This window comes from Dielma fastidiosa, assembly GCF_000313565.1.
GTDB classification, from domain to species: domain Bacteria; phylum Bacillota_I; class Bacilli_A; order Erysipelotrichales; family Erysipelotrichaceae; genus Dielma; species Dielma fastidiosa.
The window spans coordinates 159,962-175,591 of sequence record NZ_HE578930.1 but is presented as its reverse complement, the minus strand read 5'-3'; the positions used below and the strand labels follow the sequence as shown (position 1 = coordinate 175,591).

The 15,630-nt window shown below is 40.4% G+C and carries 16 protein-coding genes; all 16 read left to right on the top strand.

Annotated elements, in window-relative coordinates:
• Positions 1-79 precede the first annotated feature (79 nt).
• The 16 genes from DAHG_RS15660 (at position 80) to mfd (ending at position 15,623) form a co-directional block, all read left to right on the top strand.
• Complete coding sequence (locus tag DAHG_RS15660) at positions 80-1,459, top strand: MATE family efflux transporter (RefSeq protein WP_022939294.1); 1,380 nt, start codon at positions 80-82, stop codon at positions 1,457-1,459.
• 12 nt (positions 1,460-1,471) lie between these two features.
• Positions 1,472-2,461, top strand: a complete 990-nt coding sequence (locus DAHG_RS15655; protein ID WP_022939293.1) for an MBL fold metallo-hydrolase — start codon at positions 1,472-1,474, stop codon at positions 2,459-2,461.
• A complete protein-coding gene (locus DAHG_RS19975) occupies positions 2,458-2,871 on the top strand; it encodes a PTS sugar transporter subunit IIA (protein WP_022939292.1) in 414 nt (137 codons plus the stop codon). The genes DAHG_RS15655 and DAHG_RS19975 overlap by 4 nt, the downstream gene beginning before the upstream one ends.
• On the top strand, positions 2,861-3,514 hold the full coding sequence (locus DAHG_RS15645) for an HAD family hydrolase (RefSeq protein ID WP_022939291.1): 654 nt from the start codon (positions 2,861-2,863) through the stop codon (positions 3,512-3,514). Before DAHG_RS19975 ends, DAHG_RS15645 begins: the two co-directional genes overlap by 11 nt.
• Before the next feature lie 67 nt (positions 3,515-3,581).
• Positions 3,582-4,811 (top strand): neutral/alkaline non-lysosomal ceramidase N-terminal domain-containing protein, encoded by a 1,230-nt coding sequence (locus tag DAHG_RS15640; protein WP_022939290.1) that lies wholly within the window; start codon positions 3,582-3,584, stop codon positions 4,809-4,811.
• A gap of 101 nt (positions 4,812-4,912) precedes the next feature.
• The gene (locus DAHG_RS19970; protein WP_022939289.1) at positions 4,913-5,683 is read left to right on the top strand and encodes a PTS sugar transporter subunit IIC; all 771 of its coding nucleotides are present in this window, start codon (positions 4,913-4,915) and stop codon (positions 5,681-5,683) included.
• Positions 5,673-6,470 (top strand): PTS system mannose/fructose/sorbose family transporter subunit IID, encoded by a 798-nt coding sequence (locus DAHG_RS15630; protein WP_084744628.1) that lies wholly within the window; start codon positions 5,673-5,675, stop codon positions 6,468-6,470. The genes DAHG_RS19970 and DAHG_RS15630 overlap by 11 nt, the downstream gene beginning before the upstream one ends.
• A 9-nt stretch (positions 6,471-6,479) precedes the next feature.
• Entirely contained in the window at positions 6,480-6,971 is a 492-nt protein-coding gene (locus DAHG_RS15625) for a PTS system mannose/fructose/N-acetylgalactosamine-transporter subunit IIB (RefSeq protein WP_022939287.1), read from the top strand.
• 60 nt (positions 6,972-7,031) lie between these two features.
• Positions 7,032-7,904 carry a ChbG/HpnK family deacetylase gene (locus tag DAHG_RS20680; protein WP_022939286.1) on the top strand — a complete coding sequence of 291 codons (873 nt, stop codon included), beginning with the start codon at positions 7,032-7,034 and terminating at the stop codon, positions 7,902-7,904.
• A gap of 144 nt (positions 7,905-8,048) precedes the next feature.
• A complete protein-coding gene (locus DAHG_RS15610) occupies positions 8,049-8,384 on the top strand; it encodes a helix-turn-helix domain-containing protein (protein ID WP_022939284.1) in 336 nt (111 codons plus the stop codon).
• Positions 8,385-8,394: 10 nt separating this feature from the next.
• Entirely contained in the window at positions 8,395-8,820 is a 426-nt protein-coding gene (locus DAHG_RS19960; protein WP_022939283.1) for a MarR family winged helix-turn-helix transcriptional regulator, read from the top strand.
• A gap of 31 nt (positions 8,821-8,851) precedes the next feature.
• A complete protein-coding gene (locus tag DAHG_RS15600) occupies positions 8,852-9,661 on the top strand; it encodes a hypothetical protein (RefSeq protein WP_022939282.1) in 810 nt (269 codons plus the stop codon).
• Positions 9,662-9,671: 10 nt separating this feature from the next.
• Complete coding sequence (locus tag DAHG_RS15595; RefSeq protein WP_022939281.1) at positions 9,672-10,703, top strand: YdcF family protein; 1,032 nt, start codon at positions 9,672-9,674, stop codon at positions 10,701-10,703.
• A 27-nt stretch (positions 10,704-10,730) separates the two neighbouring features.
• Positions 10,731-11,567, top strand: a complete 837-nt coding sequence (locus DAHG_RS15590; RefSeq protein WP_022939280.1) for a putative manganese transporter — start codon at positions 10,731-10,733, stop codon at positions 11,565-11,567.
• 46 nt (positions 11,568-11,613) lie between these two features.
• The gene (pth, locus tag DAHG_RS15585; RefSeq protein ID WP_022939279.1) at positions 11,614-12,180 is read left to right on the top strand and encodes an aminoacyl-tRNA hydrolase; all 567 of its coding nucleotides are present in this window, start codon (positions 11,614-11,616) and stop codon (positions 12,178-12,180) included.
• Between the two features lie 2 nt (positions 12,181-12,182).
• Positions 12,183-15,623, top strand: coding sequence for a transcription-repair coupling factor (mfd, locus tag DAHG_RS15580; protein ID WP_022939278.1), 3,441 nt, complete (start codon positions 12,183-12,185; stop codon positions 15,621-15,623).
• Positions 15,624-15,630: the final 7 nt, after the last annotated feature.

The following is a 15,630-nucleotide window of genomic DNA, read 5'->3' as shown; positions in this document are numbered from 1 at the left end:
AAATTAAGTTATTGCTCCTTTTATTTTAAACTATGACTGACAAGCTGGTAGTACAGCTTAAAATGAGGAGAGTGATTGAATGGAGGCAGTTTTAAAAAAAGATAAAGTAGGCATTAATCTTACTGAAGGGAAAATTTTAAAAACGCTTCTTATCTTTGCCATTCCTATTATCTTAACTAATTTGATTCAGCAATTTTATTCAATGGTTGACTTGATGATTATTGGTAAGTATATGGGCAGTGAAGGTACAGTAGGGGTATCCACCGGCGGAGAATTGGCCGATATGCTGATGCCGATTGCCAACGCGTTCGCAATGGCGGGGCAGATTTATATTGCTCAGCTAGTTGGCGCTAAGGATGAAAAAAGGGTAAAGGAAACAATTGGCACATTGCTGACATTGATGATGCTGGTGGCTATTGTTTGTGCGGTATTCGGTGTTTTTTTCCATACGGATATTCTGCGCTTACTGAATTGTCCATCTGAAGCATGGGAACAGGCAGCTTCATATATGATTATAACCGCTTTGGGAGTTCCTTTTATTTTTGGTTATAACGCTGTCTGCGGAGTGTTGAGAGGTATGGGTGAATCAAAGCGGCCATTGTATTTTATTATGATTGCTGCCACGGTAAATATCGTGATGGATATTTTATTGGTTGCGGTCTTTAGAATGGAGGCTGCCGGTACGGCAATCGCTACAATCCTTTCACAATTTGGTTCATTTGCAGCTGCATTTTATTATCTTTACAAGCATAAAGAGCAATTTGATTTTGAATTAAAGCTTTCTTATTTCAAAATGAAATGGGAGCCATTAAAGCTGATATTAATTTTGGGTATTCCGCAAATGGTAAGATCAAGCTTTGTTCGCTTCTCTATGCTTTGGGTTAATTCTAATGTTAATTCATATGGATTGGTAATTTCCGCAACCAATGCGGTAGGCAATAAGATCAATAAATTCCTTGAGGTGTTTGTTTCAGGCGTTAATACAGCTTCAGGTGCTGCGATCGGACAGAATCTTGGTGCCAAAAAGATTGATCGGGCCAGCAAAATCACATGGGTTACTCTGGCATGCTGTCTGGTACTGGCAAGTGTTTGCGCGGGTATCGCGTTATTTGCTCCAAAGGCACTGTTTGCCATCTTTACACCGGATCAGGCGGTTATTGATGAAGGTGTAATTTACATGAAGATTATGATTATGCATTTCTTTATGTCGGCAATCACAGGGACATTCCAGGCAATGGTTACAGGCTGCGGTTTCGTTTCGCTTGGCTTCTTAATTGGTATTCTGGATGGTGTTGTCTGCCGTATCGGCTTCAGTCTGCTGTTTGTTAATGTATTTAATCAAGGTGCTTATGGTTATTGGTGGGGTACCGCATTTGCCCGCACCTTACCAGGACTGCTGTGCTTTGCTTACTTTATGAGCGGCAAATGGAAAACGCGTAAATTGCTTAGTGATAAATAGGAGGTTAATGATATGAAAGGATATCGAGAAATAGAATCACAATTAAAATCAAAACGTATTGTATTCAGAGAAAGTGAAAGTCCGCTTAAGTGGCCGTTTATGAAAATTCTTCGTGAACAGTCAAAGACTAAAATGACGTTTGCATGTAATCCCTATGCGGAAGTATATAAATTCAGAGATAATGTATACGGTATTTTTACGGAAAGTCTTGATGGTATGGGTGATCCGTGGATGTATCTTATTGAGGGGCCTAAAAAAGCGCTGCTTGTTGATACTGGTTTTGGCTGCGGTGATTTAAAGGGTCTGATTCGTGAAATTATTCATGATAAAGAATTAATTGTTGTTAATACTCATTCACATTATGATCATGCTTATGGTAATGCTCAATTTGATAAAATATATTGTCATGAAAATGAAGTATTCAGGATGAAACGAACACAGAATCCACATATCTGGGATTATTTGTTTGATAAAGACGGCAAATGTATCTGGACAGAATTTGACCGTAACGATTTAGTTTCTTATAAAGACTATGAAATTATTCCTATACCGGATAATTATATCTTTGATTTAGGTGATGGCTATGAAGTTGAGGCAATGCTGATTCCTGGCCATACACCGGGCCAATGCGGTTATCTTGATAAGCATAATCATATTTTATTCTCAGGTGATACATCCCACTTTGGGCAGCAGATTGCTGAAGAACCAAATACTCATTTCTGTTCTGTGAATGAATATGTGAAAGCGTTAAGGAAAATTGTAGCGAGAATTGATGAGATTGAAGGAGTATTCCCCGGTCATGGCGCTGTGGATCAAACAAATACAGTGCTTACTAACTGGCTTGAGGCGGCAGAGGCAGTATTAGCAGATCCGCAAAGTTACGATTATAAACGTGAAGTGGAAAGAAATGGTGAACGTTTTATACAATATGGTAAGAAGATTTATCAGGGCAGTCAGCTTACTTATACGATGCAGCATATCTTAAAGGAGGCAAGTGAATGAAGGGATTGGTAATTGTCAGTCATGGTTTGCTGGCGGCAGGGATGCTTGATTCCGCAAAGCTGTTTCTAGGCAGCGAGCTGCCGCAGGTTAAGGCTTGCTGTTTAAAAGCGGATGATTCACCGGAAGCTTTTGGAGATCAAATTCAGCAGGCGATTGATGAAGTGAATACAGGCGAGGGAGCTATTGTCTTTGCCGATTTATTTGGCGGTACACCATTTAATCAGACTTTGCCGCTGCTCAGCGATCAAATTGACTGTATCGCCGGTATCAATTTCGCGATGCTGTTGGAATATCTGTCTAAAAGAACTTTTGAAGAGGTGGATCTGCCTTCAATCGTACAGGGCGGCCAGCAGAATATCATTGAAGCAAAGGGCTACTTGTCAACGCTGACTTTAGACGATGATGATTAAAGCGGTGCTCTTTGATTTTGACGGTGTAATCGCACAAACAGAAACGTATAAGCTAAAACAGCTGATGCTCATGCTGGATCATTTTCAGGTAGCCTATACCAAGGAACAAATCTTTTCCATGGCAGGTACCATTGGCAGTGAGGTTTTGAAAAAAATGCAGAAGTTATTTTATCAGGATGCCGCATTTATTGCTCATCAGGATGAAATTCTTGCTTTTAAGACAACCCGGCCTGATTTAAAAGCATTAAAAACGAAAAATTTAGATGAATTGCTGACGGTTTTAAAAAAACGGTATCTCAAGCTGGCAGTGGCTTCTAACTCATCCGCGGCAAGACTGCAGACGGCTCTTGATTCACTTTCCATTGCTTCGGCATTTGATTTAATTGCCAGCGCAACTGATTTAGGCAGGCTTAAGCCTGATCCGTATGTTTATCAATATGCGATGGCAGTCTTTAATGTCAGACCTGAGGAAACATTAATTATTGAAGATTCTCAGTTAGGGATTGCGGCAGGTAAAAAAGCAGGCGCGTATGTAGCAGCCTTAAAAGACGAATTAGGAGCTATTGATCAGCGAGGCGCAGATATAATCTTGGAGGATATCGGCAAGGTTGTTGAATTTATCGATTTTATAAATTTACCATGAGTAGAGGGAAATTTTCTGAATTGAGTTAAGCGCTTCCATTCGATAGAATGAACATGGAGATGGTAATATGAAAGCAAGCAGTGTAAGAATATGTCTGACACCTGAAAAAGAGTTTTATTTAATTGGCTATGGTAATCGCTATGAAAGCCGCCGTCAGCCTGCCAAGGGTGTACATGATGATATTTATGCAATATGCAGTTTAATTGAAGTAGATAATCAGCAGCTTTATATATTTAATGCTGATTATATTGAATTTGAAGAAGCTTCCTGTAATGAGATCAAGGCCATGCTGGCACAGAAGTATCAATTGAATCCTGATTTGATTTTCTTCAGTGCTACACATGATCATCATTCTGTTATGTCTTATCATAAGCATTGGTCAACAGGTATCTTTGATCAGCAGTATTATGATTCCTTTGTCGAAAAGGTGGAGGCAGGCTATTTGCAATGTGTTAAAGAGCTGCAGGAGAGTGAGGCTTATTATGGCAGCGGTCAATGTTTAGGTTATTATGGCAGCCGCATCTATTATGGTGAGGAAGCCGATAATGAGGTGATTCTGGTAGAATTTAGAAATGCTGAACAAAAAACAGTAGCTGCCTTATGTAACTGGGCAACGCATTCAACGGTTCTTGATCCGGAAAATGATTTGCTGACTGCTGATTTAGCCGGTGCTGTCAGGAATAAACTGGCGGCTGGCATCGGTGTTTATCCCGCGATGATCGTAGGAGCTGCCGGTGACTGCAGTAACCGTGCTTATCGGCAGGGTACAGATTATGACGAATTAGAACGCTGTGCGCAAGGCTGTGCCCAGCAGATTCTGAAGATTGAGGTTAATCAAAAGCTTGACCTTCACTTTGAATCATGTTCTACTGTAACGTATCATGTCCAATATAAAATTAATGATGAACGTGAATACTTAAATGCTTATCGTGAGAAATACAGTTTACAGCTTGCAGCAGCTCAAGATGCTCAGGCCCGCAAGCTGGCATTAGATAACATTGCTCAGATTGACCGTAAGCTGCAGATGCAGGATGTCGATCTGACGTTATATTCAACGATAGTTAAATGCAAGGATTTAGAAATTGTCTCTTCTCCCGGTGAGTTAGGCAGCGAGCTTGGCATCAGCATCAAGCGTCAAAGTCCAGCTAAGTGCTGCCTGATCTTCGGATATACAAACGGTTATTATTCATATATCTTACAGCCCAGATTATATCAGGACTCCGCAAGGGCAATCGGCAGCAAATACCGCAAGGAAGATGTCTTGGGATATATGAATGTTATTGAAGCGAATTTGTAGAATTAAGGATATAACATTGTATATGAATTAACCGTGCGCGCAGTTAATTTTTAAACCAATGAATATCATATATCAATAGCTATAAAGGGGGTAAATTACTTATGTTTACAGCTATGCAGATCATTCTTATTCTGTTATGGTTCACAGGCTATGACGTATACTCTAAATTATTTGGAGGCTTTACAGCCGGTGGATGTGTATTACATGGCGTTGTTGTCGGCACGATCATGGGAAACATGGAGGTTGGCTTATTTATCGGCGGTACTTATGAGCTGATGAATATCGGTTTAAATCCATTAGGCGGATCAACGGTACCTGATTACAATATGGGAACCGTTATCGGTACAGCCTTTGGCGCAATATCTGGTGTAGAAACAGGTATGGCAGTCGGTATTGTAGTAGCTACACTTTCCACAACACTTGATGTTTTTGGTAAAACAGCAGGATCATTCTTCCTACATAGAGCACAAGCTTGTTTTGAAGCTCATGACTTTAAAAAAGGATACAACTGGATTCATATTGGCTTAGCACCGCTGACTTTATTAAAAGTTACAATTCCAACAATTATCGTTTTGGTAGCCGGCAGTGCCTTAGTTGCTGGTATTACTGAAGCCATTCCGGTATGGCTGCTTCAGGGCTTTAAAAATGCCGGTAATATTCTGCCATGTTTAGGTTTTGCCATCCTGCTTCGTCAGTTACAGGTAAAGGGCAATTTCCAATACTTACTGATTGGCTTCTTCTGTTTCGCTTACTTGGGTGTTAATGCCCTGGGTACAGCATTAGTTGGTTTAGCATTAGCGTTATTAGCATTTAACCAGCAGAATAAATTTGCGGTTTTAGAAAAAGCATTAGGAGGTGACGATGATGAGTAAGCTTACTAAAAAGGATGTTCAAAAGGTACAGCTGCGCAGCTGGATGTATCAGTGGCAGTCCTTCTCTTATGAAGCGATGCAGGCAACCGGTTTTACACAGGCAATCGGACCAGCTATCGAAAAGATTTATGAGGGCAATGATGATGTGATAGCAGATAAGCTTCAAAAATATTTGGCATTTTATAACACAGAAAATACTATGTCACAAATCATCATGGGTGCTTGCTTAGCTATTGAAGAAACGGAATCCGATGCCGCTACGGATATTGCAATCGGTATCCGTACAGGTCTTATGGGACCCTTTGCCGGCTTAGGTGATTCATTATTCAAAATCAGTACGAAGGTAATTTTAAGTTCATTAGTTGGTTATATGGCATTAGATGGTTCAGCTTTTGGCTTAGTATTGGCATTCTTAGTGAACATTGTTGCTTTTTACTGCATAAAGTATTATTTCTTCTGGCTTGGCTATCGTGAAGGAACAGCCTTCATTACAACCAAACAGGATCAAATTAAAGCGCTGACAAATGCGGCAACCGTATTAGGTTTAACTGTGGTAGGCTGTATGATTCCTTCTACCGTTAAGCTGCAGGTTATCTTTGAATATGTCAATGGTGACGCTGCTCAGTCGATTCAGGCAATCCTCGATTCAATTTTCCCATTCTTATTGCCAATATGCGCTACGGTTCTGGTATACTTAGGATTAGGTATGAAGAAAATGACGACTGTAAAAATGGTATGGACGATAATTATCGTTGCCGTTTTACTTACCTTCTTCCATATCATTTAGGAGGACATTATGCAAACTATAGTTGCTGTACGTATTGACGAACGTTTAATTCATGGCCAGGTTGCCACAATGTGGGCTGGCGCATGGCGATGCACCCGCATCATTGTTATTGATGATAAATCGGCATCCGATGATGTATTAAAGGCAGTGTTAAAGATTTCCTGCCCAAATGGTATCCGTCTTTCAGTATTAACTGTTGATAAAGCTGCCACTAATCTGAAAAATAATAAATATGACACTGATCGGATCACAATTGTCTGCAAGAACCCAAGAGTGCTTTGGGAACTGCATGAAAAAGGTTTCGACGTCGAAAATATTACAGTAGGCAATATGAGTAAAGCCTCAGATAAAATAGCTGTATGTAAATCAGTAGCTGTTTTACCTGAAGACGCAGAGGCATTTCATAAGCTGGATGAACTAGGTGTTAAGCTGGAATATCAGCTTGTACCTTCAGAAGCCGCTACTGATTTTATGCCTATGCTGAATGCAGCTTTGAAATAAGGATCATGGGAGATAACCGTTTTGGCTATCTCTCATTTTTAATAAAAAGGAGATAATTAAATGAAACTAGTTATGAGAGCTGATGATTTTGGTTATACAAAAGCATATAATGACGGCATGATTAAGGCGGTTAGAGAAGGTGTTGTAACCTATGTGGATCTAATGCTTGACTGTCCTGGAACGGAGGATGCCATTGAACAAATCAAAGCCTATCCATGGGTTTCAGTAGGCTGGCATGGCGGTCATTTCTGGGGACGGCCAGTTGCTGATCCAAAGCTGATTCCATCCTTGCTGAATGAAGCGGGACAGTTTAAATTCAGAGTTGACCAGGCGCTTAAAAATGATGTTGTTTATGAGGAAGCATTGATTGAATGCCGGGCGCAGATTGAACGCTGTATCCGTCTGTTAGGTCATGCCCCAATCTGTACGACCATAAATCATGATTTATTATTTGAAAAAGCACGGGCGCAAGTATGCGATGAATATGGCATTGCTTATGATTTCATGCGCAAAGTTGACCGCAAAACCAGAAAAGAAGCGGTACCGGCGGATCGATGGAAGCATTTGAATATATTTATGCCGTGCCAGCATGATTCATGTTATAAGATTCTCTATTCTGATTATGCTGAAGAAAGAGAAAAGTATGATCCTGTCGCTTATTATCTGAATGATGAGGATCAGCTGTTAAAAGAGGATATCGTCATAACAGCTTGGCATCCAGGTTATCTTGATGATTATATATACTTTGATTCATCGAAACATTTTAATTTAGCTCGGGTGATTGACATAAAGGCAATGTGTGATCCAAAGCTGAAACAATGGATCATCGAGAATAAAGTTGAATTAGTGAATATTAAAGATGCCCTGTATGGCAGTCAGGATTATCAGAACTATCTGCACAGTATTCACAGCCGCTTGTATATGGGAGAATGATTGTTAAATTAAAGAAAGATTCAATTGTGAATCTTTTTTTCTTCATCATGCGAAGTTATCAGTTTTCAGCATTCAGCACCCACTTATCAAAGTATCATAACTGTGTTAAAATAGTGCTGACAGATTAATCGCTGAGGTGAAACAATGGAACGTAGCAGTTTTGGTATTCGATTAAAGGAATTAAGGGAAGAAGCAAACTATTCCCAAAAGGAATTAGCGCCGCTGCTTAATGTTTCAGTAAATACGATATCCTCTTATGAACGGGGTTTGATTCATCCCAGTGACCAGACTAAAATAAAAATTATGGAAGTATTTAATGTAACTATGGACTATCTGTTAGGTGTTTCTGACTTAAAAAGCTGTACATCTGAGAATGATGTAATTTATCTGCCTAGCGGTTTAAGCCGCCGCGCGCAAAGAGATATTCGTTTTGTGATTGAATTTATACTTGATAAAGAACGTAAAGGCTTCTACAAGTGAGGTGATCGTGATGGCTGAATTGAATCCATGTGTAACCTTTGCCAAAATTATTAAAAAAGACCGGCAGGCATGCATGAAAAGCGTTGCTGAATATTCATTAGCGCCAAATGAAATTGATGTATTATTATACCTTTCCAATAATCCTTCATTTAATACGGCTAAGGATATATGCAAATACCGCGGTATTTCAAAATCATTAGTCTGCCATTCAGTAGATTCTCTATGCAGCCGCGGTTTTCTGACTATCAAGGAAGATCCCAAGGACAGAAGAATTTTGCGGTTAACGCTGAGTGAGAGCTCGGCACCCGTGCTTGCCAAACTAAAAAAGGCGAGACAGCAGTTTCAGGCTTCATTGTATCAGGGATTGAGTAAGGAAGAGATCAAGGCTTTTCAAAGTGTATTGGAAAGTATGATTAAGAATGCGCTAAGTGAGTAAACTGTTCTATTAGAATAGCAGGGGGAATAAGATGATAAAATATGATTCCTATGATAAATCAGTCAAAGTGCCGATTGGACTGAATTTTATTGATGTACTCTATCTGGAAGGCCTGCGTGAGAACGGTATTCAGATCTTTATATCATGCTTTCTGCCGACTATTGCCTATCTGGCGCTGATCGTTACGATGAATCTTAAATTCGAAATGTTTGTCTTTCTGCCGATAGCGGTCATCAGCGTCTTGCTTTATCTGGTCATTCATACACGCGGTCTGCAGGCTGAAAGCAAAATATTAAAGGGGTATGAATATATTCAGCAGCAGCATTTTAAAACTGATAAAGTAAGGATTTTCCCGCTGAATGATGGGGATAAATATAAAGATTATGTGAGTCAGTATGGGTTTGCGACCAAAGATAATTTTGAGATTTGGTTTTATGGACAAACTTTAAATGATTTATTGAAGGCCAAGAAATTTAAACCGCGTTTTGAATATGAAGAGGAACGTTGGGTTGAGGAATACCGCAAGACCTTCTTTGGCTATCTCGATGAGGATTATGATGTTGATATCATCTTTGATACGGATTCAGTAAATGCTTATTTAAAAACGATTATGAGTAAGATGACAAAGCTGGAAATCTTTTCGATGCTGTTTAATAATGCGAAAATAATCATCCGCAAAGAGGTACCCTCGGTTTTCACAAACAGTGAGGCAGAGCTAGCCGCGATGGAGGTAGAGAAGCTGATCATTAATAAGCTTTATGCGAATATGACGGTTGATATCTTTATTTGCGGGGGTCTTCAGACTTTTGAGTTTATACGCTATTTTGTTTTAAAGAAATAAGGAGACATTTATGAGATTACTCGCTGAAATTCTGCTTGCAGCCTTTTTTATCTCGTATTTCATCGATAAACGAACAGTTTTAAATGGCAAGCTGTTATGCGGCAGTATGCTCTGTTTTATGATTTATCTGCTGCAGTCTATGCAAAATAGTCCGCATTTGATTATTTCAGCTATGGGCTTTTTCCTGTTATGGGCAATCATGACGGTACTGCCGCTGCTGTTTTTTTCAGTGGGTGCGGCGATGATTTTTAACGGCTTTTTATTAATCAAATTTGAAGGAAAACGGTTGTGCAATCTGCTGTCTTTTGCCGTAGGCTTAGGCATGTTCACAATCTTCCTTTTTATTTTTTATCTGCCTATTTATGCCTCTAATCATGCCCTCTATCTGCCGATGCCGATCTATTACGGAATCGTTGGTTTAGTGGGTTATTTTACGTTTTTATTTGTCAGCTTTCTGGTCAGTTCAATGCTTTTTAATTTGAATAAGCCTAAGCTGGATCAGGATTTTATTATCATTCTTGGCTGTGGTTTGCTTTATGATAAACCTTCACCTTTATTGATGCAGCGTATTGATGCCGGGTATAATTTTTATAAAAAGCAGCAGCATTATAATGACAGCACACCAATTTTTATCGTATCGGGCGGTCAGGGTGCTGATGAAAAGCTTGCGGAAGCGGTGGTAATGAAAATGGAGCTGCTGGCAAGAGGGATACCGGATGAGAAAATTTTAGTGGAGGATCATTCACGGACAACCTATGAGAATCTTATTTACTCTAAGGAAATGATGGATGCGGTTAAGCCAAAATATCGCTGTGTGATAGCGACGCATAATTATCATCTGTTTCGTGCAGGCATCTATGCTCGTAAAGCCGGCTTGAAAAGAGCTGAAGGAATTGGCGCACCAACGGTTTCTTATTATCTGCCGATGGCCTTTCTGCGTGAATTTATCGCCTATCTGAATATGAATAAAGCGATAAATCTCTATATTATCTTATTTGTTCTATTCGTTTCAGTGTTCTTTACCATCCGATCTGTGCTATAATCTAACGTGCCTTTAAGGAGGGATTGCATGATTGATGTAATAATTGACGCATTAGTGGATACAGTTAAACTGCTTCCGCTCTTATATTTATCTTATTTACTGATTGATTTTATCGATAAACGCAGTTCAGCTTACCGTTTAAATTATCTATTTATTAAAAATCTGGGTCCCTTATTCGGAGCCTTGCTTGGTTTAGTGCCGCAGTGTGGTTTCTCAGTTATTGCCGCCTCACTCTTTGCGCAGCAGGGGATCAGTGCCGGTACCTTGGTTGCCTGCTTTATGGCTACCAGTGACGAAGCGCTGCCGATGCTGCTGGCTTATCCTTCAGAATATAAAAGTCTGGGACTGCTGTTAATATTAAAGCTGGTAATCGCCATTCTGTCGGGTTATCTTCTTGATTTTGTACTTTATAAAAAAACACTGAATGAAGAGGATGATTTTGAGATCGAACTCTCTGATCCGGGCTGCAGCTGCGGTTCAAATAGTTTTATGAACGCGCTGAACCGTACTTTGAAAACTACAATGTTTATTTTAGGTATTAATTTGGTAATCGGCTTTGTCCTGTTTGGTATCGGTGAAGATGCCCTGTCCTCATTGCTGAATGTACATCCAATGCTTCAGCCGTTTGCGGCGGCACTGATTGGCTTTATTCCTAATTGCGCGGCTTCTATTCTGCTGGTACAGCTTTATGTGCTGGGCGGCTTGTCTTTTGGTTCAATGGTGGCTGGCTTATGTACGGGAGCGGGCATCGGCATGGCTGTTTTATGGAAGCAAAACAAGAATAAACGCGAGAATAGTCTGCTTTTGTTGTATATGTTTTTATTCTCATCAGCAGCGGGTCTGCTTCTGCAAATAATGCTTTAATTTTAAATTTTAGTACGCTATAATGATTGATACGCGAGGTGATTAGATGAAATTGATCGTAGGACTTGGCAATCCAGGCAGAGATTATGAAAAAACGCGTCATAACACGGGTTTCATGACACTTGATGAGGTTGCTTCAAGGTTGAACACAGATGTAAATACAAAAAAATTTAAAGCGCTGATCGGTAATGTCAAGGTCAAGGGTGAAACGGTGATCCTGATGAAACCGCAGACTTATATGAACCTTTCCGGAGAAGCGGTAGGTGAATGCGCGCGTTTTTATAATATACCAGTAAGCGATATTTTGGTGCTTGTCGATGATTTAGATCTGCCGGTGGGTAAGATTCGTTTAAGAGAAAAGGGCTCAAGCGGCGGCCAGAATGGCTTGAAGAACATCATCGCTCATTTAGGTACGCAGGATTTTAAACGAATACGCATTGGCATCGGCAAAGATCCGCTGATGCTGACGGCTGATTATGTACTTGGTAAATTTCCAAAGGCCGACCGGGCTTTGTTTGAAGCGGCCAGAGATAAAGCAGCCAGTGCGGCTATTGAATTCATCGACCGTCCTTTTGCGGATGTGATGAATAAATACAATCAGAAGGACGCTTAGTTATGAATTGTTTATTAAATGAACTGGTGAAGAATCCAGCGGTCGAGAGTCTGCTGCGCAAAGAAAGCTCATTAGGGAATTTATCATTAACTGAAGAAGCACTGCTTTATGCGGCATTATACAGACAAAGCCGGCAGTCATTACTGATAGTGAAGAATAATGTTTATACAGCACAGAAGCTGATCGAGCGGCTGACCCCCCTCGTTGATGTTGAGGTGCTGCCTTTTGTCGTGGAGGAATCGCTGAGAGTTGAGGCCATTGCCGCCTCTCCGGAGAGTAAAGCGGTACAGCTGGAAACCATGAATGCGATGCTTGAAGGCAAGGCTAAAATTGTTGTGGCTCATACCGGCGCGCTGATGCGTTTTATGCCCTCACCGGAATTATTCAAGGCTGTAAGCATGGAACTGAAGGTTGATGATGAAATCAGCATGGATACATTAAAAATGAAGCTGTTTATGGCAGGTTATGAGCACGTGTCAAGAGTTGACCAGCCGTTATGCTTTGCATCAAGGGGCGGTATTATCGATGTTTATTCAATGAATGAGGATTATCCGATCCGTATTGAATTCTTTGATACTGTTATCGAGAGTATCCGCTGTTTTGATCCGGCAACTCAGCGAACGATTGAAAAACGTGACCATGTGAAAATCATACCGGCTACGGATTTGCTGTTTACCGATGAAGATATCAGCACGATCATCGAAAAGGGCAATGTGCTGAAAAAGAAAGCACAGCGTCAGGCAGAAGCAGCTATACAGCGTCAGTTTGATATTTTTATTGAGAATGATTTTGATGCTTTAAGCAACCATCAAAGAGAAAATCACCTATACCGTTATTATGCTTTGCTGGATCAGCATAGTTCATTGCTGGATTATGCCCAAGACGCATGTATCATTCTTTCTACTGATGAGGAAATTCATGAAGTTGAGAAAAAAGTCAATGAAGAAACTATTGATTACATTCAGGAGCTGAATGCCACAGGTCAGGGGTTGCCTGTCTATACACAGTTTAATTCAATCGATAAGCTGACTGCCGGCCGTGACTGTATTCATGTTAATTTGTTTGTGAACATAGAACAGCCAATCGTCAGCGGTTTTCTGCAGCTGCCGCGCCCTGAGCTTTCTTTAGATAAATGCTTGGACATGGCTGTAAAGGAAAGCAAGAAAAAAAGCGTGCTGTTCTGTTTAGATCATTCAGAAATCGGTATTGTGAAAAAGTATTTTAATGATCATGAGATCCGATATCAAATGATTGATGAAAATGATAAAATTCCAGAGGGTATTTCACTCTGTGTCAAAAAGCTGGCAGAAGGGTTTGAACTAACCGAAGAAAAGATCGTTGTTTATTCATCTAAAGAAATCTTTCATGAACAGAAAAAGCTTGGCCGTTATACGAATAAATTTAAACAAGGTGAAGTTCTTGATGATTATCTTCAGCTTGAAAAAGGTGATTATGTCGTACATAACCAGCATGGTGTGGGTATGTATAACGGGATTGTTACCAAGGAGATTGAGGGTCATCACAAAGACTTCCTGCAGGTAATTTATAAAGATAATGATGTTTTATTCATTCCTTTGGAGCAATTCCGTCTGATTCGAAAATTTGTTTCTAAGGAGGGTGCTTCACCGAAACTGAATAAGTTAGGTTCTAGCGAATGGGAGAAGACCAAGAAGCGCATCAGTCAAAATGTCGCCGAGCTTGCGCAGCGGTTGGTTGCTCTTTATTCATTGCGCAGTGAAGATATCGGCTTCGCTTTTTCTAAGGATACACCTTACCAGCTTCAGTTTGAGGATGATTTTGATTATGATTTAACACCGGATCAGAAAAAAGCGGTGGATGAAATTAAACAAGATATGGAATCAGCGAAGCCAATGGACAGACTGCTTTGCGGTGATGTTGGCTTTGGTAAGACAGAGGTCGCAATCCGTGCGGCTTTCAAGGCTGTGGTTGACAATAAGCAGGTAGCTTATCTGTGTCCAACCACCATTCTTTCGCAGCAGCATTTTAAGACCTTCAAGAAACGTTTTAGAAACTATCCGGTGCGTATCGAAGTATTAAATCGTTTTGTACCGCCGCAGGAACAGAAGAAAATTCTTCAGGATCTGAAGGATGGCAATGTTGATATATTGATCGGCACCCATCGTTTATTGTCCAAGGATGTCGTTTTTAAGGATCTTGGCTTTTTGATTATCGATGAGGAGCAGCGTTTTGGTGTTCAGCACAAAGAGAAAATCAAGGAATTAAGAACCGGTATCGATGTTCTGTCACTTAGTGCGACACCGATTCCGCGTACTTTGCAGATGTCATTAATTGGTGTGCGCTCACTCTCTCAGCTAGATACGCCGCCGATGAACCGTATGCCGGTGCAGACCTATGTTGTTGAGAAGAATTTTAATTTAATTAAAGAAATTATTCAGCGCGAGGTTGCCCGTGACGGACAGGTGTTCTATTTATATAACAATGTTAAGAATATTTATGCGACGGCAACGAAGCTGCGCAATGAATTGGATATGGAAATCGGAATCGCTCATGGCCAGATGGACAGAGAAGAAATCGAAGATGTCATGATGCGTTTTACCAACAATGAATATCAGGTATTAGTCTGCACCACAATCATTGAAACCGGTATCGATATCCCTAATGCCAATACCATTATTATCGAGGATGCGGATAAGTTTGGGTTAAGTCAGCTCTATCAGATTAAGGGCAGAGTCGGCCGTTCAGACCGCTTAGCATACGCATATCTGCTTTATTCACCGCAGAAGCAGCTTTCGGAAATCGCGACGAAGCGTTTAAAATCAATTAAAGAGTTTACGCAGCTTGGCTCTGGTTATAAGATTGCCATGCGTGACTTAACGATCCGCGGCGCCGGTGATATGCTTGGCCCGCAGCAGGCTGGCTTTATTGATACGATCGGTATTGATATGTATATTGAAATGCTGCATGACGCGATTAATGAACAAAAGGGAATTAAAAAAGTCGTGCCAAAGGAAATCAAACGTGCCAATGTCAATGTCGACGCCTATATCCCAAGTACCTTTACCGATCAGGATTATGAAAAGATTACGCTTTATCAGCAAATCGATAAAGTTGAGACTAAGGAAGAACTGCTGGCAATGATGGATATGATTGAGGATAACTATGGTTCACTGCCTAAATCTGTGCAGCTGCTGTTTGAAAAGAAGCGTCTTGATATACTGATTAATGAGGCAAATGTAGAAAATTTCAAAGAAAATGCCAAGGATGCCGAGCTTACCTTTACAGAGCAGTGGTCGAAGCATGCTGACGGTGTGAAGCTATTTGAACAAATCACAGCTTTATCCCGTGATATTGTACTGCGTTATACACAAAATAAGATTAAAATCCGCTTTCCTAAAAACAAGAACTGGCTGAAACAGGTCATTGAGGTTCTGGAAATGAGCGGAACTGTTGTCAGAGAGTAAAAATTTG

Coding starts and splice junctions, on each gene's coding strand:
- DAHG_RS15660 (WP_022939294.1), top strand. CDS start 80: ATGGAGGCAGTTTTAAAAAAAGATAAAGTAGGCATTAATCTTACTGAA.
- DAHG_RS15655 (WP_022939293.1), top strand. CDS start 1,472: ATGAAAGGATATCGAGAAATAGAATCACAATTAAAATCAAAACGTATT.
- DAHG_RS19975 (WP_022939292.1), top strand. CDS start 2,458: ATGAAGGGATTGGTAATTGTCAGTCATGGTTTGCTGGCGGCAGGGATG.
- DAHG_RS15645 (WP_022939291.1), top strand. CDS start 2,861: ATGATGATTAAAGCGGTGCTCTTTGATTTTGACGGTGTAATCGCACAA.
- DAHG_RS15640 (WP_022939290.1), top strand. CDS start 3,582: ATGAAAGCAAGCAGTGTAAGAATATGTCTGACACCTGAAAAAGAGTTT.
- DAHG_RS19970 (WP_022939289.1), top strand. CDS start 4,913: ATGTTTACAGCTATGCAGATCATTCTTATTCTGTTATGGTTCACAGGC.
- DAHG_RS15630 (WP_084744628.1), top strand. CDS start 5,673: ATGATGAGTAAGCTTACTAAAAAGGATGTTCAAAAGGTACAGCTGCGC.
- DAHG_RS15625 (WP_022939287.1), top strand. CDS start 6,480: ATGCAAACTATAGTTGCTGTACGTATTGACGAACGTTTAATTCATGGC.
- DAHG_RS20680 (WP_022939286.1), top strand. CDS start 7,032: ATGAAACTAGTTATGAGAGCTGATGATTTTGGTTATACAAAAGCATAT.
- DAHG_RS15610 (WP_022939284.1), top strand. CDS start 8,049: ATGGAACGTAGCAGTTTTGGTATTCGATTAAAGGAATTAAGGGAAGAA.
- DAHG_RS19960 (WP_022939283.1), top strand. CDS start 8,395: ATGGCTGAATTGAATCCATGTGTAACCTTTGCCAAAATTATTAAAAAA.
- DAHG_RS15600 (WP_022939282.1), top strand. CDS start 8,852: ATGATAAAATATGATTCCTATGATAAATCAGTCAAAGTGCCGATTGGA.
- DAHG_RS15595 (WP_022939281.1), top strand. CDS start 9,672: ATGAGATTACTCGCTGAAATTCTGCTTGCAGCCTTTTTTATCTCGTAT.
- DAHG_RS15590 (WP_022939280.1), top strand. CDS start 10,731: ATGATTGATGTAATAATTGACGCATTAGTGGATACAGTTAAACTGCTT.
- pth (WP_022939279.1), top strand. CDS start 11,614: ATGAAATTGATCGTAGGACTTGGCAATCCAGGCAGAGATTATGAAAAA.
- mfd (WP_022939278.1), top strand. CDS start 12,183: ATGAATTGTTTATTAAATGAACTGGTGAAGAATCCAGCGGTCGAGAGT.